The organism is Rubinisphaera margarita, assembly GCF_022267515.1.
Lineage (GTDB): Bacteria > Planctomycetota > Planctomycetia > Planctomycetales > Planctomycetaceae > Rubinisphaera > Rubinisphaera margarita.
Genome location: NZ_JAKFGB010000014.1, coordinates 348260 through 370341 on the forward strand (window position 1 = coordinate 348260; position 22082 = coordinate 370341).

Below are 22082 nucleotides of genomic sequence, written 5' to 3' on the forward strand. Positions count from 1 at the left end.
AAAATAAGATGTGGCGGACGGTTTCCCGCCTTTGAATATCTCAGACTTCAACCTCAGGATTTTATTATGACTCAGTCGTATCAGCCGTCTCGTCGGCAGTTTCTGCAGAGCGCAGCCGCAGCGGGAGCCGCGGGCCTGTTTCTGCCTTCCATGAACCGAGCGTTCGGTTACGAATCTCCCAACGAACGGCCGGTCTTCGCGACCATCGGTCTTCGTAATCAGGGTTGGGCGATCACCAGCAAGTCGTTCAAGTTCGCCGACTTCGCCGCTCTGGCCGATGTCGACTCCAATGTCCTCGGCGAGAATGTCCAGAAGACAAAGGACAAGCAGGGGAAGACTCCGGATGCCGTGAAGGATTATCGCGAGATTCTGGATCGTCAGGATATCGACGCGGTGATGATCGCAACGCCGGACCACTGGCACACCAAAGTTGCCGTGGAAGCGATGCTGGCGGGCAAAGATGTTTACTGTGAGAAGCCGCTGACGCTCACCATCGATGAAGGCAAGCTCATCGAAAAGATCGTCAAGCAGACCGGCCGCGTGTTCCAGGTCGGAACGATGCAGCGGACCGAATCGGGACAGCGGTTCCTGCAGGCGATCGCCCTGATTCGAGACGGCCGCATCGGCAAGGTGCAGAAAGTGACCTGTGGCATCGGCGGGATGGATGCTTCTCCGGTCATTCCGGAGGCTCCCGTGCCCCAGGAACTCGACTGGGACTTCTGGCTCGGCCCTGCTCCGAAAGTTGCCTACCGTGCCCTGCCTGAGATGCGCAAAGGATACGGCGGCGGCGTGCCGCTCTACAGTAACTGCCACTATGCGTTCCGCAACTGGCACGAGTACTCCGGCGGCAAGCTGACCGACTGGGGCGCTCATCACGTCGACATCGCCTGCTGGGCCCTCGGCGCCACTGATACCGGCCCGAGCCGCATTTCTCCGACCGAGTACACGCTGCCGGTCGAGTACAAAGACGGACATCCTGTCGTCGACGACCAGTACAACGCCGCGACAAAGTTCGAGATCCATGTCGCGATGCCGAACGACGTTCAGATGGTCATCCAGAGCGCGGGCGACAACGGCATCCTTTTCGAAGGAACCGAAGGCCGGTTCTTTGTGAACCGCGGCAAGATCACCGGTAAGCCGGTCGAAGATCTGGCCAGCAACCCGCTGCCGGACGGCGCAATCGAAGAAGTCTATGGCGGCCCGGTCAGCGAGAACCACACCGCGAACTTCATTGAAGCGATGCGGTCCCGCAAGCAGCCGATTTCCGATGTCTGGTCTCACAACCGGATGCTCGAAATCTGCCACCTGTCGAACATCGCCATGCGACTCGGCCGGGAACTGCAGTGGGATCCGGAAAAGCGGGAAGTCATCAACGACAGCCAGGCCAACTCGTTCCTGGCCCGCGAAAGCCGCAAGGAATACGAGATCGAGATGTAATCCCGAACTCGGAAGAAAATAGAACGGGGCGCGATCAGCACACGGTCGCGCCCTTTTTTATTTCGATTCCACGTCCTTCTCCGTCTCCTTCTTCTTCGCTTCAGACGTTTCCGGCACGGGCTCTGGCGGGGAGACGATCATCATGCCGACATAGTCAACGTGCCCGTCGCTATTGATCTCGCGGACGCGAAGAGTGATCTGGTCGAACGTGACCGATGCTCCAGCGACGATTCCGCTTTTCCCAAGTCGGTCGCGGAGAAGTTCGTCGAGCGTGCGATCCAGGTTCTTGTCGAGGGTGAGGTCGTACAGCTGCTGCATGTCCCGGACGCGAATCGAACCACGCAAAGGAAACTCCAACGCCTGCGGGAGTGCCTTTTCCTCGTCTCCACGACGGGAGAAGACGCGGTCGACCATCGCACGGACGGCCGGACGCATCACCACGATAACGTGATCGCCACAGTGGATGGAGTGCCGCCCCTGCGGCGGGATGATCTGATTGTCTCGGACGATCAGGGCCACCACCACGCCGTCCGGGAGGGCAAGATCTTTGACCATTCGTCCCACGGCTCGACAGTCCTGACCGGCATAATAGTCGACGATATCGCCATCGACGTTCTGCAGCGAACTGATTTCGAGTGTCACTGGAGGCGGCAGTTTGCCTTCGACATCGAGCTTGAGAGACCGGGCCATCGTCGGCAATGTCCATCCCTGAATCAGCGCCGAGACAAGCACGACGAAGAAGACGGTATCGAACATCGTCGAGGCATCGGGCACGGCGGCCAGCATTGGGAAGGTCGCCAGGGTAATCGGCACCGCTCCCTTCAGCCCCACCCAGGAGAGAAACAGGAGTTCGCGCGGCAGGAAACGGAAGGGGGCCAGGGAAATGCAGACGGCGATCGGACGGGCCACCAGAATCAATACGAACGCAATCGCCAGAGCTGACCCGGCCGATTCAAGCAGCCGCGACGGAAAGCTGAGCAGGCCGAGCGTCATGAACATCAGGATCTGGCTGATCCATGCCGCAGCGTCGTGAAAGAGCAGGATGCCGCGGTGAAAGATCGGTCGACGGTTTCCGATCACAATGCCGGTGAGATAGACCGCCAGAAAGCCACTGCCGCCGAAGAGGGCGGCCATACCGAATGAGAACAACGCCAGTGCAGTCGCCATCACCGGGTACAGACCGGCTGCACCCAGGTGGACATTCTTGAGAATCCAGACGCCGCCGTATCCCACCGCCAGGCCGACGACCGCTCCGACGGAGAGCTGCGTGAAGAACATCACGAGCAGTCCCCAACCCGGTTCGACGGCATTCGTAATCAGCTGAATAAGGCTGACGGTGAGAAAGATCGCCATCGGATCGTTCGAGCCACTCTCAACTTCGAGTGTATCTGCCAGTCGCTGACGGATATTCACGCCACCAGTTCGCAGCACCGAGAACACAGCCGAGGCATCGGTCGAGCCGACGATACTTCCCAGCAGCAGCCCTTCCAGGAGCGGGATCTTCAGAATCCACGATGCGGCGAGCCCGGTGATCAGCGCCGTGAGGATCACGCCGACAGTCGCCAGTGTTCCAGCAGGCTTCAAGGCGGCGACAATCGAGCGAGCCGGTGTTCTTAAGCCGCCGTCGAACAGAATCAGACTGAGCGCCACCGTGCCGATGGCGTTTGCCAGCGCGTAATTCTCGAACTCAATTCCGCCCAGTCCTTCGGAACCGGCGAGCATCCCGACGACCAGGAACAGGAACAGAACGGGGATGCCCATCCGCGTCGAGAATTTGTTCGAAGCAATCCCGAGCAGCAACAGGATCCCCGTGATGAGGATGATCGTCTCAATAGTCAGCATTCCGCAAATCCACTACTCGTCGTCCATGGCTGATCGGAACTCAGGCAGCAAACGCTCTTCTCACCATAGCTCATGAGTTCCGTTTGTGGAGAGAGTAGCAGAGGAGAGGCTCATCTTGCGAGGATTCCCTCGCAGAGCGCGCAATCCCGCCGCTGGAGCCGACGCGTGTTTCCTCCCCACATCCGGCGAAGTCGATCGTCCGCTATGCCTGCAGCAGGCCGGAGACGACTTTCCCAGGCTGGCCATCCAGCAGGGTCTCGAGGCGGCCGTTGCGTTCGAACGTCAGATGCTGGGGATCGAGTCCGAACAGGTGCAGCAGCGTGGCGTGATAGTCGAAGTGATTCACCACATCTTCGACCGCGTGATGTCCGAATTCATCGGTCGCGCCGTACGTTCCGCCACGACGGAATCCGCCACCAGCCACCCACATGGAGAATCCATAGGTGTTGTGGTCCCGTCCCACTTTCGCCGGCCCGGCGTCGTTCTGAATGACGGGAAGTCGTCCCATCTCGCCGCCCCAGTGCACGACTGTGGAGTCGAGCAGCCCGCGTTGTTTAAGGTCGGTGACAAGAGCCGCGGAAGGCTGGTCGGTCATCTTGCAGGCACGCGGGAGAGCCGAGCGAATCGATCCGTGATGATCCCAGAACTGATTACGAGTGTAGACCTGTACGAAACGGACGCCCCGTTCGACGAGCCGCCGGGCAATGAGGCAACGGCGGCCGTATTCGTCCGTTTCCTTCTCGCCGATGCCGTACATCTTCTGAGTGGCCTCAGTTTCTTTCGACAGATCCAGCGCTTCGGCGGCAGCCGTCTGCATCTGGGCCGCGAGTTCATAATTGCTGATCCGAGCCTGAAGATCGGTATTCGCCGGATGCTGTTGCCGATGCTGTTCGTTCAACTCGCGAACGTATGCCAGATAGTTGTCCTGCACCGTTCCCCGGCGCGTAGCCGGCGGCTCGAGATTGAAGATGCGAGGTTCCTTGGGCCGGATCACCGTTCCCTGAAACAGCGAGGGCAACCAGCCATTCGACCAGTTGAGAACCCCTTCCACGGGGATGCCGCCGGGATCGGGAAGAGCCATGAAGGCGGGAAGATTGTCTGCTTCGTTCCCGAGTCCATAGGTGAGCCAGCTGCCGAGAGCCGGGCGCCCTCGCTGAGTGCGGCCCGAATTCATGGCGTGAATCGACTGACCATGATTGTTAACGCCGGTGTGCATCGACCGGACGACGCAAATGTCATCGGCTATTCGTGAAGTGTACGGGATGAGTTCGGAAAGCTCGGTGCCGCACTCGCCGTGGGCCTGAAACTTCCACGGACAGCCGAGCACCTTCGAACTGGCCTGAGCGGCGTTGTCGTATTTGATGGTTCCCGGAAACGCCTCTCCATCGAGTTTGTTGAGCGCCGGTTTGGGATCGAACATGTCAATCTGACTCGGACCTCCCTGCATGAACAGGGAGATCATCGCGGTCGCCTTCGCGGGATGATGCGGCGCACGCGGTTCGAGCGAATCGGGCCGGGGAGTTTCTCCCGGCTTGATCGGAGAAGCGAGCAGTCCGTCACGCTGCAGCAACGTCGCCAGTGCGATGGGCGAAAGACTGAATGTTCCTGCCTGCAGAAACTGCCGTCGATTCCAGGAGGTGAAGTCGTTCATGGGAGATCATTCAATGTACAGGAAGCGATTTGAACTGAGCAGAGCCTGACAGAACACACTGAGCGCTTCCCGTGTGACCCGGGTCTCATCCCAATCGGGCTGTTGCTTCGCCATTAACTCCTGTTGAGCGGTAACGAAAGCGACGGCCTTTGCCTGTTCCGTTTCGGAAGGACTCGCCGCATAGGCCAGCCGCCACGCATGCTCGACCTGCTGAGGAAGCCCAGCCGAGGCTTCGCGAAGGAGACGCTCGGCAAAGAATTCGGAGAACTCGACGATCGCCGCGCTGTTCATAAAGAAGAGCGACTGCGGCGCCACGGTCGACGTACTGCGGATCTCGCAGTTGGGCGTCATCGCGGGAGCGTCGAACGCTTCAAACATCGAGAATGTTCGCGTGCGGCGCACCTGCACGTAGATGCTGCGGCGGAACTCTTCGCCATTCAGATCGACCTGATCGACCGGCTTCCGCTCCCCGTCGAGGTTTTCTTCGCCGAGCACAATCTGCCCGACGCTGTCTTCCATCACCGGAATGGGAGCACCGAATCGTTTCGAATTCAGCTTCCCGGTCACGGCGAGAATGGTGTCGCGGATCGTCTCCGCTTCCATCCGTTGCAGCGGGAACCGGGAATACATGACATTGTCCGCGTCGGCCGACATCGCCTCTGAAGCGACGGACGACTGCCGATAAGCCGTCGATTTCATGATGACGCGATGCAGATGCTTCACGCTCCAGCCCGACGACTGGAACTCAGCCGCAAGCCAGTCCAGCAGTTCCGGATGTGTCGGACGGTCGCCAAGTCGGCCGAAGTCGCCCGGGGTATTCACAATGCCGCGGCCAAAATGATGCAGCCAGATGCGGTTCGCAATCACCCGTGCCAGCAGCGGGTGCGTGCCGTCCGTCAACTGACGGGCGAACGCAAGACGTCGTCCGCTCGTCGGCAGAGCCTCGAGGTTGTCGGGGATCTCGCCCCGTTCTCCCAGAATCGTGAGGTCGCGGGGGTGGACAACATCTTTCGGTTGTTCAGGATCACCCCGGTAGAAGACAAACGTCTGCGGAACTTTCCCCGCCGGCTCCTGAAGGGCACGCACGAAACCTTCTTTCGGCTTCTGTTTGCGAATCTCCGCTGCTTTCTGCTGATACTCCTTGAGACGCTCCGCAGTCTGGTTGGCACGCAGCTCGGCTGCCAGAGCCTCGTCGCGTTTCAGCTCAGCGGCTGCCTCGGGATTGAACTCGGCCAGGGTTTCCAGTGTGACCTGTGTCGCGGGGAAAGTGGCAAGCAGTTCATTCTGCTCGGCGGTGCGTTTGGCCGGAGCAGTCGCCAGAGCCGATTCGACAGCCGAGCGTTTCTCTTCTGGCACCTCAGCCAGCGCGGCTGTCCGCGTTTCTTCAACGAAGCGAACTTCTTTCTGCTTTCGCTCTGCATCAACCTTTCGCGCCCGGTCGGCTCGGCGGCGATCGTACAGATACAACGACCCGGTGCTGATGCTTGCGACTGTCGGATGCTTCTTAAGCAGGGCCTGCTGCTCCGCGGTTCGTTCCTTCTTCGGTGTCCGGTAGGCGGTTCGCGCTGCTTCTCGTTCGCCTTCTGGAATCAGAAGCAGCTCTTCTTCCAGCGTGAGCGTGATGAACTCCTCGGCCTTTTTCGACCGTTCTTTCTCGACGGCTGCAGCCTGGGCTTCAATCGCTTTGGCGGCTTCTCGATCGGCTGCGGTGTAGAGGGAGATCTGCCGCTGAGGGGGAGACTTCCAGCTCTTCCAGTCGAGTGCCGGTTCAAAGACCGCACGAAGGGCGTAGTAGTCGGCTTGCGGGATCGGATCGTATCGGTGGTCGTGGCACTGGGCACAGTGCATCGTCATCCCCAGAAGAGACGAGCCGACGATCTGAATCGTATCCGCGACAACCTGATTGCGGGCTTCGGTCGGATTAATTCCTCCCGACGCGGTCCCATCCGGCGCCATTCGCAGAAAGCCGGTTGCAGTCAGCTGTTCGATCTGCTGTTCGGTCAGATCGCCGCCGGTCCAGTTCGCCAGTTCGTCCCCGGCCAACTGCTCCTGAATGAACTGATCGAACGGCTTGTCATTCTCGAAAGACCGAATCACGTAATCCCGATACCGCCAGGCATGCGGACGAATGCGATCGTCATCGGTGTAGCCTTCGGAATCAGCGTAGCCGGCCACATCGAGCCAGTGCCGCGCCCAGCGTTCGCCATAATGAGGCGAAGCGAGAAGTTCTTCGATGACCTTGTCCCACCACTCGGGTGAGGTGTCGGCCAGTACGCGTTCGAGCATCTCCGGCGAGGGGGGCAACCCAGTCAAATCGATACTCGCCCGCCGAAGCAGCTTCGCCCGATCGGCGTCAGGGGCGAATCCGGGATGACCTTCGCTGTTCGCGAGAATCAATTCGTCGATCGGGGTACGAGCACGCCGCTCGGGATCCGCCTGAGGCACGGCCGGACGTTCGATCGGCTGGAACGCCCAGTAGTTTCGTTCCGCGAAGGTGAAGAAAGGCCCGTCGCCAATCTCGTCCGGTTCTTCTTCGAGAATCACGGCTCCGTTGTTGATCCACTGGCGGATGGTCTCTATCTCGGCCGGGCTGAGCAGCTTGTCTTCATCGGGTGGCATCTCGCCAGCGGTCATTCGCTGAAGCAGCAGGCTCGCCTCGGCATCTCCCGGAACGATCGCCGTTCCTGAATCGCCTCCTTTGACGAGGAGCTTGCGCAGTCGCAGGTCGAGCCCCCCTTCAATCTCGCCGAGTTCACCATGACAGTGAAAACAATGCTGCTTTAAAAGCGGGCGGACATCGTGTTCCCATGTGACGTCTGCTGCGAAGACGCTGGGAAGACCAGACACAAGGAGTGTCGCAAAGGCGAGAATATAATTTTGCATAGGGCATGCACTGGCGGGAGGAGTGAGCGCTCAGGCAGACGCACCAAATCACCTGCGTGGTTTTCAATCGCAACAGCGACCGATAAGGCGAGACTCATATTTGACCCGGCAGGCAAGCGCTTGTCAATTGCAGTCCACTGGAGGAGCCCGATTTGCGCAAGACAACCCCCTCGGGATCGCTGCCCTTCCCGTTGGTTCGTTAACCGGAAAGGGCAGCCGTCTACCAGAGTGGACAAGGCGTCCGGCTTGGAAAATCTCAGTCGGAAAATCTCAGCCGCATTGAGGAATGCAGGAGAACATGCCGGTCACGACACGATCTATTTCACGCGTTCCGGTTCGGCGAACGACTCGTCCATGGTGTAGGGCAGACGCCACACCTGTTGACCCGAAGAATCTCCGAAATAAAGGCGAGACGGACTGAGGCGTGTCGGATCGCCGTCGGCCCAGAACACAAAGAACGGATCCTGCGCATTGAGCGGACGCCGCGCGTAGTTGTGGTTCTGCCCGCTGTCATGGGTCAACTGTTTCGCCATCTTCCAGGTCTCACCCTGATCCCGACTCTCCCATAGAGCGATCTCGCCGCCGCCGTGATACGGCTGCGGACCGGTTTGCGTCGGGCCGATCAAAAGCCAGCGATCGTCCGAAAGGTAGAGGCTGCCCATGTCGTAGTTGTGATCGGCCGGGCAGATCTCGGTCGTCTTCCACGCCGAGCCGTCCCAGCGAGTCACTCTCCAGATCCGCGGATCATTCGGCGGCCCCGGTTGATGTCCGCGACTGGTGATGTAGAGAAAGACCGGATTGCCGGCGGCGTCGAACCCCATGTCCTTCAGGTACACATTCAGCCCCTCGCTCGCGTAGTCGATCACGCGCGTCGGGTTATCAACAGTCTCGATCGGCAGCGAGACCGGCGTGCCGTCCACGGTCGTCCATTGCTGGCCCATGTCGGTCGTCTGGACATAATACACATCGGTTCGGCGGTCGACGTTGCCGTCGGGATGGCGGTTGAAGAACGTGCCGATCTTGCCTCCCCGGGCAGCGCTCGTCTGATAGTGCCCGCCCCGCGAATGACCCGGCTCACGAATGCCGGCCAGCTTCTGATCAGCTCCCCATTCCTGCCCGTCCCGGCTACGTTCAAAATACAGTTCACGAACGCCCGTGTACTTCGTGAAGAGATTCAGGAATCCTTTTCCCTGCACGTACTTCGGTTGAGGATAGGTCATTTCCTCTTCCGAAATCCGCTCGAACGAATCGACAGAATAAGGTTCGCTGCTGCGATACTTGATTCCCATCCGATGCTGTGCCCGACCGCTGACGAAGACCCAGAGATAACCCTCCTCGTCGATTGCCAGACTCGGATTGTCATGCGGGTCGTCCACACCCTGCTTGTCGTGAACGATGGTCGGCCGCGGCACGCGGTTCCGCTTGTGGTCGTAATACGAGGCCATGCAGAGCAAATGCCTCTTATCAGCGCCCGTCGTGCCGCCATACACGAAGAACGTCTTCTGGACCTCCTCGCAGTAAATGGCCAGCGGGGTATGCTTGGCCGTGTAGGTCCCCAGTCCCCCCGAATACTTGTCGCCGTAAGGGAACACCGGCGTCTTAGACAGCGGAAGGTAAGACGTCCCGTCCTCTCCTTTCCCGTAGTACTGCCCCAGTGTGAACCAGATTCCTTTGTAACCATCAGCCCGTTCGGAAGCTGGCTCCGCCGCTGTGGCCGACGTCGTCAGCAGGAAGAACGATAGGGTGAGAACGATACCGCGATGCGTCTTCATACTGTGATCTCCTTGCCCATTTGCATTTGCAACCCAGCCCCAATCTAACAGAAATCAATCGGTCATTCCTGTGAGATGCGAAGTTAACCAGGAGTAGAACCGATCCCGTAAGCACCGCGGATCACAATGAAACGCCCCTCGTCAGAGTTGACGAGGGACGTTTCATTGTGGCGACGGCAGCAGTGCATCTCAGAGTATGGTCGACCGTGATTGGATCACGCCTGAAACTCTCTCCCGATCACGTTAAGCTGATTCTGCCGGAGCACAATAATCGGGACCCGGCCTCACGAGACTTAAGGCGATCGCATTCAGGGACGAGCCGGAGTTCATCTCGAACTATTGTTCCTCCGTCCCAAACGTTGCATCGCTCGCATGCTTCGCGTGCGAACTGGCGATACGATCTTTTTTGATGCGGAACTTCAGCTCAAAACGACAACCACCAGGAAGACATACCTTCAATGCGACATCGTATTTTCATTTTCATTTTGCTCGCGGTTCAATTCCTCGCCTATTTCCAGTCACCGGTCGCCGCTGAAGACGACGCCATCCAGATCGGCAGCCGGCGGGAATTGCTGGTCGATCATCATTTAATCGACAAACTCGAAAACGTCCGCCTCGTGCTCAACCATCCGCGAGATGAGGGAGTCGCTTTGGAGTTCGATGAGCCCTGGGAAGGACTGTTCTGCGGATACTGCACAGTGATCAAAGATGGCGAGATGTACCGTCTCTACTATCGGGGCAGTCCCAAAGTCGGTGCGGATGGGAATCCGAATGAAGTCTACTGCTGTGCGGAATCGAAAGACGGGATTGAATGGACGAAACCAGAACTCGACCTCTTTGATGTTCAGGGAAGCTCGAAGAACAACATTGTTCTGGCCAATGCGGCTCCGGTCACTCACAACTTCTGCCCGATGCTTGATACTCGACCCGGGATCCCGGCCGATCAGCGTTACAAGGCGATTGGCGGGACGATGACCAGTGGACTCATTGCGTTGGTCTCAGCGGATGGCCTTCGCTGGAAGAAGCTTCAAGAAGAACCGGTAATCACGACCGACATGGTGCCGTACAAGTACATGTTCGATTCGCAAAACCTTGCGTTCTGGTCTACTCACGAAGGTAAGTATCTGTGTTACTTTCGCGTGTTTGAAGGGGGGATTCGCCGGATCTGTCGGTCGGTCAGCGATGACTTTATCAACTGGTCCGAGCCGGTTCTGATGGAGTACCGGACGTCTTCCGGAGAGGCTCCGATCGAGCACCTTTACACAAACCAGACGCATCCTTACTTCCGTGCGCCGCATTTGTATGTCTCGGTCGCTGCGCGTTTCATGCCCGGCCGACAGGTCCTGACCGAAGAACAGGCCGGCGAGATCGGCGTTTCTCCGGCTTATTTCAAAGACACGTCCGATGCCATTTTGATGACGACCCGCGGTGGTGGTTTCTATGACCGCACGTTTCTCAGTGGTTTCATTCGTCCCGGCATCGGAGCGAGAAACTGGGTGTCACGGACAAACTACCCCGCCTTGAATGTTGTGCAGACCGGACCGGCGGAGATGTCCATTTATTTGAATCAGGACTACGCGCAGCCGACCTCGCATCTGCGAAGATACTCGCTTCGTCTGGACGGATTCGCATCGGCCCGGGCTCCCTATCGGGGAGGCGAACTGCTCACGAAACCGCTGGTCTTTACGGGCCGAGAGTTCGCGATCAACTTCGGCACTTCAGCGGCGGGCAGCATTCGTATTGAGATTCAGGATCCCGCTGGCAATCCACTGCCCGGCTTCTCACTGGCCGAGTCGAATGAGCAGATCGGCAACGAGATCGAACGTGTCGTCACCTGGAAACAGGGAAGTGACGTCTCTTCTCTTTCCGGGAAGCCTGTTCGATTGCGATTCGTGATTAAGGATGCCGATCTCTACGCATTCAAATTCAACGAATGATTCAGTCTCACGCAGCACGTGGGAGTGATTCCCGGGTGAACCGCCCGCCGCAGCATGAGGAACGTCTGGCAGAAGGTGGATCGAGGTCAAAAAACGCCCTGTATTCCAATAAAAAAGCCGCTTGCGATATTTTCGCAAGCGGCTTCTTATGGAGGCGGGGGGAATCGAACCCCCGTCCTGTTGCCCGTAACGCTAACGATATCCACATGTTACAGCAGCTACCAACTCTAGTGTCAGCACACTTGCAGCGACTCGATGACTCGAAATGCTACGAATTGGCATTCGACGACGGCCGACTGATGCAGGTAATGCTGAGATGGCCACAGCTTTCGGAGCAGATCAAGAAAGCAATCACTGCCCTCATTCATACCTGATAGATACCGGTGCCTTCGGGGTGCTGATCATATTGCCGTTGCGGTCGTATTCGGCGACCGCCCAGTTCGGGCCGGCGGAGTTAGTGAGCGCGGTTATCTCGTTGACCGTGTTATTGGTGCGGAATTGGTTGAGATTCCAGGTTCCGGCATCGTTGGTGTCTTTCAAGTACTTTTTCCAGTTGCCGGTTGGATCGAGGGACCAGCATTCAGCGAAGGACTTGTCTGTGATACCGTCTTTCTGCCCGCTGAGCGTCCCGCGCTGCAGGTTTTTCAGGCGGTTGATCTGGTCGTTGCCATGGAGTTCGTTGAAGTGCTTGCTGAGGGCGTCCGCCACGGTGTTCTGTCGCCAGATGCGGTTGCTGGAGCGGTCGTAGCCATATTTGATGCGGTCGAGGTCAACGAGAGCGTCATAATCGTACCAGCGGTTGTCCTTGATCCGGCCGAAGCGTCGTAGCCGGAATAGATATCGCCGATATCGGGATCGTTGGTGCCGGTCAGATCCACCAGCGTCCATTTCACCTGGGGCTGGGGAGAATCGGCGATCACGAAGCCGGTGCCGAAGGGAGAATTCATAGATTGAGCCGAACTTCCTCGGCCGAGATAGCTGTAGTCGACGAGATGCGTGGCAGAAACATCGCCATCGATCAATGCCGCGACCCGGCTGGCGACGTCATCCATGCCCAATTGCGTGCCGTAGTTGTAAGCTAGAACTCGTCCGTTTGGATAGGCCAGCTTCTCCCGCATGCCCCGGACTTTGTAGGTCATGGCGATGCGGCGGATTGCCCCGTCGACGCCCGTTCCGAGCGTGCTGATGCGATCCTGCGTCATCCGACCAAGCTTGTCATAATCGTAGCTGTGCACGGAGCCGTTCTGATCGGTCAGGCCGGTCTGCTGCCGCTGGCGGTTGTAGCAGAACAGGATGACGTCCGACGCATCGACCGAATCTGGATAGATCTCCTTCCGCTTGAGCAGCGAACTGGCGACGTTGGAATCGGCCAGCGTAGTGCCGTAGACGTCAGATTCCCGGCTGGATCGTACTGCATCGAATTGAAGAGGATGCACTGGCGACGCGCCAGTGGTACCCGGCGAGATTTAGTTCTGGAAGAAGGTGAGATGCTTGCGGCAGTAGATCTCGATGTCCGTCCAGTGATCACAGTCGCGATCGCACCTCACATTGCCAGAAAAATCATGTCCTGCCGTGAGTGCAGGACTTTGTGGTCTTCGCGGGGATCGGCAAGGGCCTCCAAGAAAAATAAAAACGACAACGGATCGGAAAACATTGCAATCGCCTTGGCGGAAATGGCAAAAGTCCCCGCGCACGACAAGATCGTGCTGGCCTCAAAAACCGAAAGCATTACGATGCAACTTCGAGGCCGTTTTCATGCGATTGCCCTGCCCAACTGGTGATACGCAACTGTAGTACGTAAGTCATGACAATGCGTGCGGATAGCTCCGTCAATCCCGTCCCGAGTGTATTGCATCTCATTGACAAAGCCTGAATGCTACGCATGATCCTGATTGTTAGATCGATGGTTTTCACTCTCAGTGGAATTTCCAATAGATCCCCAGCCAAAAGCACCTACAACAATTCTAGAAAAAACATATGAAGAAAAAATAGACATTGCCACGGCAATGCAATATATAATCTTCTCTTTAGAGGTAGCGATTGGCGCTCGCCAAGCAACATCAACGACTGATACAAGCAGCACTGATACTGCAAACATCACAACCGAAACGTATGAATTCTTACTCATAAGAACCTATTTCATGTTACAAGCGAGATATTGATCTAGCTTGAGCAGAGATGTGTCAATTAGTAGCAAAACTTTTTCAAGGCCAGTGGAAGTAGGGAATGCTGCCGTTGCACACCCCAGCACAGACCAGAACACTGCTCCTAATGCTTGGCAAACGATAGATGGGTCATCCGGTTCGCATTCGTCTGTAAGTCGATCGCAAATTGAACCAATGGAGTTTTTAGACACACCAAATCCCAGCCCGGCTATACATCCCGCGAGTTGCGGGTTCCGAACGGCACCGAGAGCGCTAAGCAAGCCGACAGCGCAGCCTGCAATGGCTCTGCAAATCTTGTTTGGCATCGACTTCCCGGAAGAGGCCCACAGAGTGACAGCGGCCCCGGCCAGGCATCCAGCGACTCCGATAAGCGGGGCAAGCGGAACTGCAAGCCCTGAGGGATCAAGATGCGTGGCTGGTGCTGATTGACAGTATTCGTACAGATTGGTAAAGGTGCGATCTCCTTCAGCAGGATCGCGTTGAATCCAACAGCCCGTCGATACATTGAATACACGATTCCGAATCGAATATAAGTCTCGTTGGCTTTCGAAAGTATATCCAGAAAAAAGAACACTCCAGCCCAGTGTAGGAGTGTGCGGAGTGAAGACACTGCTAAGAAATATTGGCGATCCGTATGCAGAATACGCAAATCTTTCCTGAACGTCTCCACTCTCGTCTGTTAGCGCTGTCACATTCCAGTTGGCGTCCTGCAGACCGTAGAGGCTTTCGTCGAGTGTCCCGTTTCCAGTCGTATCGCGGTCGCGGAGGAGGATGTTGTCGATGTAACGCAGGCCCCACACGAGTTGTTGTTCGGCGTCCGTTGAAGGGTCGATCCGCTCCTCGATCACTTGCCACTTGGACGGTTCGGTGAAGTAGCAATGGCGGGTTTCTTGATGAATTCCGCCTTCCGTGTGCTGTTGGAGGATTCGCCGTTTGGCACCGTCGTAGGCGTATTCCATCAGGGTGGATGTGGTTGAGGCGTCGGCGATTTTGATGAGGCGGTTCCAGGCGTCGTAGGTCGCCGTGGAGGAGGAGGCTCCCTGGAAGTCGTCCCATTCGTTGGCGGTGAAGGTGTCCCATCCATCGGCTGTGAAGTCGGCCCAGGTCAGTCCCGAGACGGGTGCCTTGGGGATGCTGATTATGTTGCCGTTGCGGTCGTATTCTGGCGCGTTCAAGTTGGGACCGACGGAGTCGGCGAGTGCGGTGATTTCGTTGACGGTATTATTTGTGCGGGACTGATCGAGATCCCAGGCGCCGTCGCCGTTGGTGTCTTCGAGGTAATTCTTCCAGTTGCCGGTAGGGTCGAGGGACCAGCATTCGGCGAAAGACTGGTCGGTGACTCCGTCCTTTTGAGCATTGAGCGTTCCCCGCTGCAGGTCTTTCAGGCGGTTGATCTGGTCGTTGCCGTAGAGTTCGTCGAAGTGCTTGCTGAGGGCGTCTGCCACGGTGTTCTGTCGCCAGATGCGGTTGCTGGAACGATCGTAGCCGTATTTGATGCGGTCGACGTCGACGAGGGCGTCGTAATCGTACCAGCGGTTGTCTTTGATCCGGCCGAAGCGGTCGTAGCCTGAATAAATGTCGCCGGTTTCGGGGTCGTTGGTTCCGGCGAGATCCACCAACGTCCACTTCACTTGCGGTTGCGGAGAATCGGCGATTACGAAGCCGGTGCCGAAAGGGGAGCTCACAGATTGGGCGGATCTCCCTCGGCCGAGATAGCTGTAGTCGACGAGATGGGTTGAGGAGACGTCGTCATCGACCAGAGCCGCGACCCGGCTGGCCGCATCGTCCATGCCCGACGTGGTGCCGTAGTCGTAGGTCAGAACTCGTCCGTTGGGATAGGTCATCGTCGTTTGCCGGATCGTGTTGTCCGTTCCGTTGGCGTAGCCGTATTGGACTTTCGGCGTCGTGGAGGTATTCACGGCTCCGTCGTGAGCCTGATAATCGGCCGTCAGTTGCCCGAAATCATTGTACGCAAACTGGACTTCGTTGACGACACTTCCCGTGCCGACGACGGGATTGTCGTAAGACGTCAACTGCTCCCGCATGCCCCGGACTTCGTAAGTCATGGCGATGCGGCGGACCGCTCCGTCGACACCCGCTCCGAGCCTGCTGACGCGGTCCTGCGTCATCCGCCCGAGTTTGTCGTAATCGTAGCTGTGGACGGAGCCGTTCTGGTCGGCCAGGCTGGTCTGCTGCCGTTGTCGATTGTAGCTGAACAGGATCACGTCCGATGAGTCGACCGAATCGGGATAGATCTCCTTTCGCTTGAGCAGCGAACTGGCGACATCGGAGTCTTCGAGCGTCGTGCCGTATACGTACTGCGTGGTCTGGTTGCCGGTCACGGAATTCTCGGCCGTGATGACCGAGACGTTCCCGTCGGGGATGTAGGCGGTCTGGACAGCGATATTGGTGTCGTCGGATGCCTGACACAAGCCGCCAGAACTGCTCGAACTGCTGGTTTCGATGACGTTCAGAATCTTCCGGGTTTCGCGGCCACGGTCGTCGTACTCCATCTTCGTGACCATGGCCGAGGGATCAGTGATCGACTCCAGGTTCCCGGCCGAGTCGTATTTCATCAAATTGATGAGGATCGTATCGGATCGGGTGGGAATAGTCGCAGATCGGTAGAGGAGGGTGCCGCCATTGGTGCCATAATTCGCGTATCGGTCTCGGCGATCAGGCCCGAGCGATTGAAGCACTGCCCACACCTGTAATGTCAACTGCGGTAGACAACGTGGCTTCAGTCAGCGAATCAGTCAGTAATCTGGACAGTAAATCGGAGTTCTCCGGCTGTCGCGGTGTGTCTTCGCATGGCAGGGATCCGTTGAACGACAACTCTACAACCCCCGAGGAGATAGACAGTTGTGGCAATGAAATAGACCGCTCGTCGTCGAATGACAACGAACGGCCTGAGTGGAGGCGGGGGGAATCGAACCCCCGTCCTGCGAGCCCTCAGTTTCGGCCTCTACGTGTGTAGATCATTGATTGGGTCTCGCTATCGCAGGCTCAACAACCAAAGCCCTTGGTAGCCAGGCGACAACAGGGTCTCATGATCGGCGTAGTCACCAGTGACCGATCACCAGTCTGATTTTTTAACGGGTCGTCGGGCTCCTCAGACGGGGATCCCTAAACCCGAGCAGCTAAACTAAGCTGCCAGTGCGTACTGCTTTTCGGCAGATAATTTTGTGATCAGCTTTTTACGTGGCCAACTGATCAACCACGACACGCCACCTCAACCTACGGAGAACCAGTCGAATCCGGTCGCCCCCGTTTCCGGGTGTGAAGTTTCCGCGAGAATCGCACAAGTTTCCCGGGAAACCGCATCAAGTCGGTCCCTTTCCTTTCGGCAGGTCCAGTCCCCGACCTTGACTGATACCATTCTACGTGCGAAAAGGAGATGATCAAGTCCTCTCCGCTCGCGAATTTCTGTACAGACACTCCCTATGGAGCTTCGGTTCGTTTTGGTCGGTCATTCTACGCTCCTGAAAACGGTTTTCTACGTCTGTTGCAGTCTGTCAGCCTTCGCGGCAGGAGGATGTGGTCGCCCCGACGTGCCTTCGCCGGCAGAGACCTCGACGCAGAAAAATGAAACTCCTCCCGCTCCGGTTGCGCTCGACTATCATATCCGCGACGAGTTTGAGCAGCGGACGGACTGGGGACACTGGCCCAATCTGACCGGACCCTATTTCAACAGCTCCTCACCGGCCGAAGCTCTCGGAGCTCCCCCGCTCGAGTCGAGTCGCAAAATCTGGGAAGTGGTCGTCGGGACCGGATACAGTACGCCGGTCGTCGGGCAGGAGCACATATTCGTCTTCCATCGACAGGCAGACGAGGAAATCGTCGACTGTCGCAGTCTCAGTAATGGAAAGGTCCGCTGGCAGTTCCGGTTCCCCACGGCCTACGAATGTCCCGTCGAATACAGCAATGGTCCCTACTCCACGCCTGCTCTCGATGCGGAATGCGTTTACGCGCTTGGGACGGAAGCCAAGTTCTATTGTCTGAATCGAAGTGATGGTGAGCTGAAGTGGATTCGGGATCTGCAGCTTGATTACGAGCCGGAAGCCTGGGATTTCCCGGTCGGCAGTAGTCCGCTGGTGATTGACGGCCGAGTTTATCTCAATCTCGGCGGCTCAAAAGGCGACAGCTGCATCGTCGCTCTGGATGCCGAGTCGGGCGACACGATCTGGACGGCTCTCAACGATGGTCGAAGCTACGCGACGCCGCGACTGGTGACGATTCATGACCAGAAACATCTGATAGTCTTCACCGATCGCTACATCTGGTCGCTCGATCCTGAGAAAGGATCCGTCCGATGGCAGGTCGAATTCGGGGTGAAGAAAAGTCCGGCTCGTGTGAACGCAGTGTCTCCGTTGGTTGTTGAGGACATGATCGTCGTAACGGCCGGTCCAGGGGGCGGCGTGCTTTGTCTGCAGATTCTTCCGGACGGCTCGCAACGGGAACTCTGGACCGATCGCCGGGCACTCGACAGTCAGTTCAACAACATTGTCGGCGTATCTGATGCCGTCTACGGGTTCACCTCGAAGTGGAACCGGCAGGCTCAGTTGCGATGCCTTTCGATCCAGTCGGGAGAGATCCTCTGGGAGTATGCCTCCGACTTGATGAGAGGCTCGATGATCGCCGCCGATGGGAAACTCTATCTGCTTGGTGAGGATGGTCACTTTGGAGTCGTCGCGATCAACAGCAGTGGGCCGAATGTCCTGCTCGAACCAGGGGAACCCGTGCTCAAGTCGCCGTGCTACTCGGCTCCGGTCATCGCGGGCACGACGCTGATTCTCCGGGATGAGGAGAAGATGCAGGCCTGGAATATTTCGGCGCAGAGCTCTTCAGAGGCGGAGTAGCCACTTTTGCGCGGGGTTACGGTCAGAAGCGATCGATCAGCGTGATGCCGACCGGACTGGCGTGAGACATCGCCGCTAACGCTTCGCTCGCTTCTGAAAGAGAGATCGTCTGGCGAATCAGGCTTCGGAGCGGGATCTTCTCTCGCTGAACCAGTTCCAGCATGGCGGGATAACGATGCGCCTGCATCCCGTGACAGCCGAAGAGTTGCAGTTCATCGGCGATCACCCGTCCCATGGGCAGCCGGGGATCTGCATGCTCGGCCAGCAGAAGTCCGATCTGCAGATGGCGGCCCCGTTTTCTCAGGCTGGCGACTGAATTCCGGAACGTCACAGAATGCCCCAGGGCGTCAACGGAGACGTGAGCGCCGCCGTGCGTCAGCTCGCGAATGGCTGCGGGGACATCATCGATCACGGCGGCATCGATCAGATGTTCGGCTTCGAGATTCCGCGCGGACTGCAGGGCGGGTTGTGAGCGATCGACGGCAATCACGCGGGCTCCGCAGGCTCGAGCGATCATGATGGCTGAGAGGCCAACGCCGCCGCAGCCAAAGATGGCGATCGTCTCGCCCGGTTGCAGTCTGGCCTGGTCGACGATGGCTCGGAACGCTGTTGCAAAACGACAGCCGAGACTGGCGGCTTCGAGGAAGCTGGTCTCTTCCGGCAGTTCCACGAGGTTCTCATCGGCTTGATGAACGACGACGAACTCCGCGAAGGAGCCCCAGTGTGTGAAACCCGGCTGCGTCTGTTGAGGGCAGACCTGCTGGTTCCCCTGGCGGCAATACTCGCAGGATCCGCAGCCGCATACGAAAGGAGCCGTCGCCCGAATCCCAGGGCGAAACCGCTTCACACTGGAGCCGACTTCGAGAACGGTACCGGCAAATTCATGGCCGGGAACGTGCGGGAGGGCGATGCAATCGTCATGTCCCATCCAGCCGTGCCAGTCGCTCCTGCAGAGCCCGGTCGCCTCGACTTTGATGACGGCTCCATCGGGCGGACAGTCCGGATCTGAAACACGTTCCACGGCTGGGGCCTGCTGAAACTGCCGGTAAAGGAGTGCTTTCATCGAATTACTTTCGCGGGATCGACACGATGAGACCAATGCTTGGAATCGTAACATAGCATCTGTCCTGAGAGCCGATGCGGCAAATCTGCCGCAGGCGGGACTCCTGTCTTGCATCGGTTTCGACGGGCCACTAAAACCAACTTGGATCCTTGAACTGCAGCAGAGTTCAGGCACACATGGACCGATTGAGGACGAGTTTCGCGATTTCCGACGGATGCGTTCCCGCCGGCTGAGTGTGAATCGCGTCCGTCACAAAAAGGCAAACTCATGACACATCCCTGGCATGATGTCACTCCGGGCGAGAACCTTCCTCTGGAGTTTCAGGCGGTTATCGAAATTCCGATGGGTTCGAGCGTGAAGTACGAGCTCGACAAGGAAACCGGACTGCTGCGGCTCGACCGGATGCTTTACTCCGCCGTGTATTACCCCGCCAACTACGGATTCATCCCGCAGACGCTCGCCGAAGACGACGACCCTCTCGACGTTCTGGTGATGTGCAAGGAAGCGGTCGATCCGCTTACCCTGGTGAATGCCCGGGCGATTGGTCTCATGACGATGATCGACAGCGGCAAGCCGGACCATAAGATTCTGGCCGTGGCGACCGATGACCCGGAGTACAACTACATCCGGGAAGCCGAAGAACTTCCTGCTCACCGATTGAATCAGCTGCGTCGCTTCTTCCAGGATTACAAGCAGCTGGAAGGAAAGTCTGTCGAAGTGAACAAGATTCAGGAAGGCAGCACGAGCCTGTCCATTATTGAAGATTCGCTGCAGGCCTACAGTTCACGCCGACGCAAGGGTTTCGGAGCTTATCACCACTAGTCGAGAAGCGTCGCTGCGACGGCCTGTCAGGGAACATCGCTCCGAAAGGTGTGAGATCGTATGTCCGAGCAGGAATCGCCCGATCCCTTTCATTGGCACGAAGCGCTCGATCGAACGCATCTGATCAGCGTCTTTCTTGAGACGTCGCTCGCTGAACATCCGGTTATTCGGAACGACGCCGAACTGCGCGAACTCTACACAGCCGCCTTTCAGGCGGTCGAAACGCTCTATCAGACGATCGGCCGAAAGACGCCGGATTGAGAGTGAAAATTTTCGTAACCGGTGAAACCGACAGGTTTTGGGTTCAGCCTTGAATTTCAGCGGAAAACGCATCCATTGTTGGTAATGGCTTATTGCCTGCCCTGTCGATACAGGTACAATAGCCAAATTAGTGAGATCGCTGGCCTATTCAGGGCCACGATTGAACAGGCATGGATGGATTCTCCTTCGTGACGGAGTGCTTCGCAAACTCCTGCTACGCGTAGTGTTATCTTTATGAGCGTCGCCTCTCCGCTGAAAAGTCAGGTGGATTCCACCTCCATCCCTTCTGAACCTCCTCGCCAGATTGTGAAGGAGGAGCTTGGTCCGGAACAGAAAGCCGAGATCAAAACGCTCCACGTTCAGAGCGGCACCTCGATGCTGCGGCAACAGGGCAACAATCTGGTGATGTTTGCTCTGATCGCCCTGAACGTTGTGCTCTGGCAGCAGGGGATGTATCCACTGCTCGTGCTTTCCTGGCTGGTGCTGGGCCATTTCTTCCACACGAAGCCTCTCTCGCTGCACGATGCCAGCCACGGTACGCTCGACGCGGATCGCCGCAAGAATACCGTGATGGGGCTCATCTGCGGCACCGCTTCGCTGGTCCCGCTCAGCGTTTACCGGCACGCTCACGCCTATCATCACGGTTACATGTCGACCGAAGCCGATCCTGAGCTGTGGCCGTTCAACAAGCCGGGGACGTCGCGTCTACTTCGGATGACCTGCGCGTTCTTCGAGATCTTTCTCGGCTGTATTTATACGCCGCTGCTGTTTGTGCGTTCTCTGTTCACATGCGGACGGCTCAAGAAGGACCTGAAACGTCGAATCGTGCTCGAATACGGTCTCGTGGTTCTCGTCTGGGGCACGTTGTTCACAGTGATCGGAATGAACGGCTGGTGGATGGAATTCCTGATGGCCTTTGCCGTGCCGTACGCCTTCGCGGGAATGTATCAGACTCTGAATAAGTACACCGAACATATGGGATTGATGGGGGATACCGTTCTGGCCGGAACGCGAACCGTGATTCCGCGAACGGCTGTTCATAAGACCGTCTCCAATATGATGCAGCATGTCGACCATCACGGGACGCATCACCGTTTCGCCCGGATCCCGTTTTACTCTCTGCCCCGAGCCAGTGAGATCGTTTACGGCAGCCCGGACGAGCGCAATCCGGTCTTCAGTACCTACCACGAGGCGTTCTTTGATATGATTCCGACGCTGTGGAATCCCAAAGTCGGCTCGCAGTGGATCGAGTACGAACGTCAACAGAACAGGTCGTAGGGCGGATCCTGCGGGACTGTCTGTCCAATGTCCGCGAAGTTGCGACTTATCAGCCAATTCGCTGCATTTACTGCGGACGGATCGGCTGGACCTCAGGTTAAACGGCTCAAAA

Annotated in this window: 15 protein-coding genes and 1 other RNA gene; 7 read left to right on the forward strand and 9 right to left on the reverse strand. The window is 57.6% G+C overall.

Features of this window, described 5'->3' with window-relative positions; translation table 11 throughout:
* The first annotated feature begins 66 nt into the window (after positions 1-66).
* The gene (locus L1A08_RS14275; RefSeq protein ID WP_238757116.1) at positions 67-1437 is read left to right on the forward strand and encodes a Gfo/Idh/MocA family protein; all 1371 of its coding nucleotides are present in this window, start codon (positions 67-69) and stop codon (positions 1435-1437) included.
* 57 nt (positions 1438-1494) lie between these two features.
* On the opposite strand, the gene L1A08_RS14280 is transcribed toward L1A08_RS14275, so the two are convergent.
* From L1A08_RS14280 to L1A08_RS14295, 4 genes are all read right to left on the reverse strand, one after another.
* Positions 1495-3279, reverse strand: a complete 1785-nt coding sequence (locus tag L1A08_RS14280) for a potassium/proton antiporter (protein WP_238757117.1) — start codon at positions 3277-3279, stop codon at positions 1495-1497.
* A 202-nt stretch (positions 3280-3481) separates the two neighbouring features.
* Positions 3482-4930, reverse strand: a complete 1449-nt coding sequence (locus L1A08_RS14285; RefSeq protein ID WP_238757118.1) for a DUF1501 domain-containing protein — start codon at positions 4928-4930, stop codon at positions 3482-3484.
* Between the two features lie 6 nt (positions 4931-4936).
* The gene (locus L1A08_RS14290) at positions 4937-7813 is read right to left on the reverse strand and encodes a PSD1 and planctomycete cytochrome C domain-containing protein (protein WP_238757119.1); all 2877 of its coding nucleotides are present in this window, start codon (positions 7811-7813) and stop codon (positions 4937-4939) included.
* Positions 7814-8130: 317 nt separating this feature from the next.
* Positions 8131-9585, reverse strand: a complete 1455-nt coding sequence (locus L1A08_RS14295) for a BNR-4 repeat-containing protein (protein WP_238757120.1) — start codon at positions 9583-9585, stop codon at positions 8131-8133.
* A 458-nt stretch (positions 9586-10043) separates the two neighbouring features.
* On the opposite strand from L1A08_RS14295, the gene L1A08_RS14300 reads away from it, so the two are divergent.
* On the forward strand, positions 10044-11522 hold the full coding sequence (locus L1A08_RS14300) for a hypothetical protein (RefSeq protein ID WP_238757121.1): 1479 nt from the start codon (positions 10044-10046) through the stop codon (positions 11520-11522).
* A gap of 360 nt (positions 11523-11882) precedes the next feature.
* Here L1A08_RS14300 and L1A08_RS14305 read toward each other — a convergent pair whose 3' ends face one another.
* Positions 11883-12230, reverse strand: a complete 348-nt coding sequence (locus L1A08_RS14305) for a hypothetical protein (RefSeq protein ID WP_238757122.1) — start codon at positions 12228-12230, stop codon at positions 11883-11885.
* On the reverse strand, positions 12167-12958 hold the full coding sequence (locus tag L1A08_RS14310; protein ID WP_238757123.1) for a hypothetical protein: 792 nt from the start codon (positions 12956-12958) through the stop codon (positions 12167-12169). Before L1A08_RS14310 ends, L1A08_RS14305 begins: the two co-directional genes overlap by 64 nt.
* Here L1A08_RS14310 and L1A08_RS14315 point away from each other — a divergent pair.
* Positions 12953-13303: a hypothetical protein gene (locus L1A08_RS14315; protein WP_238757124.1), complete on the forward strand. Its 351-nt coding sequence runs from the start codon at positions 12953-12955 to the stop codon at positions 13301-13303. The two genes, L1A08_RS14310 and L1A08_RS14315, sit on opposite strands and share 6 nt — an antisense overlap.
* Before the next feature lie 353 nt (positions 13304-13656).
* Here L1A08_RS14315 and L1A08_RS14320 read toward each other — a convergent pair whose 3' ends face one another.
* Positions 13657-16386, reverse strand: a complete 2730-nt coding sequence (locus L1A08_RS14320) for an RHS repeat domain-containing protein (RefSeq protein ID WP_238757125.1) — start codon at positions 16384-16386, stop codon at positions 13657-13659.
* Positions 16387-16598: 212 nt separating this feature from the next.
* Positions 16599-16956: a transfer-messenger RNA gene (ssrA, locus tag L1A08_RS14325) on the reverse strand.
* Between the two features lie 192 nt (positions 16957-17148).
* Here ssrA and L1A08_RS14330 point away from each other — a divergent pair.
* Entirely contained in the window at positions 17149-18546 is a 1398-nt protein-coding gene (locus tag L1A08_RS14330; RefSeq protein WP_238757126.1) for a PQQ-binding-like beta-propeller repeat protein, read from the forward strand.
* 22 nt (positions 18547-18568) lie between these two features.
* Here the strand turns inward: L1A08_RS14330 and L1A08_RS14335 are convergent, their stop codons facing one another.
* On the reverse strand, positions 18569-19609 hold the full coding sequence (locus L1A08_RS14335) for a zinc-dependent alcohol dehydrogenase family protein (protein WP_238757127.1): 1041 nt from the start codon (positions 19607-19609) through the stop codon (positions 18569-18571).
* Between the two features lie 267 nt (positions 19610-19876).
* Here L1A08_RS14335 and L1A08_RS14340 point away from each other — a divergent pair, with 267 nt between their 5' ends.
* The 3 genes from L1A08_RS14340 (at position 19877) to L1A08_RS14350 (ending at position 21970) form a co-directional block, all read left to right on the forward strand.
* Positions 19877-20431 (forward strand): inorganic diphosphatase, encoded by a 555-nt coding sequence (locus L1A08_RS14340; protein WP_238757128.1) that lies wholly within the window; start codon positions 19877-19879, stop codon positions 20429-20431.
* Positions 20432-20491: 60 nt separating this feature from the next.
* Positions 20492-20692: a hypothetical protein gene (locus tag L1A08_RS14345; protein ID WP_238757129.1), complete on the forward strand. Its 201-nt coding sequence runs from the start codon at positions 20492-20494 to the stop codon at positions 20690-20692.
* Positions 20693-20956: 264 nt separating this feature from the next.
* On the forward strand, positions 20957-21970 hold the full coding sequence (locus L1A08_RS14350; RefSeq protein ID WP_238757130.1) for a fatty acid desaturase family protein: 1014 nt from the start codon (positions 20957-20959) through the stop codon (positions 21968-21970).
* Positions 21971-22082 lie beyond the last annotated feature (112 nt).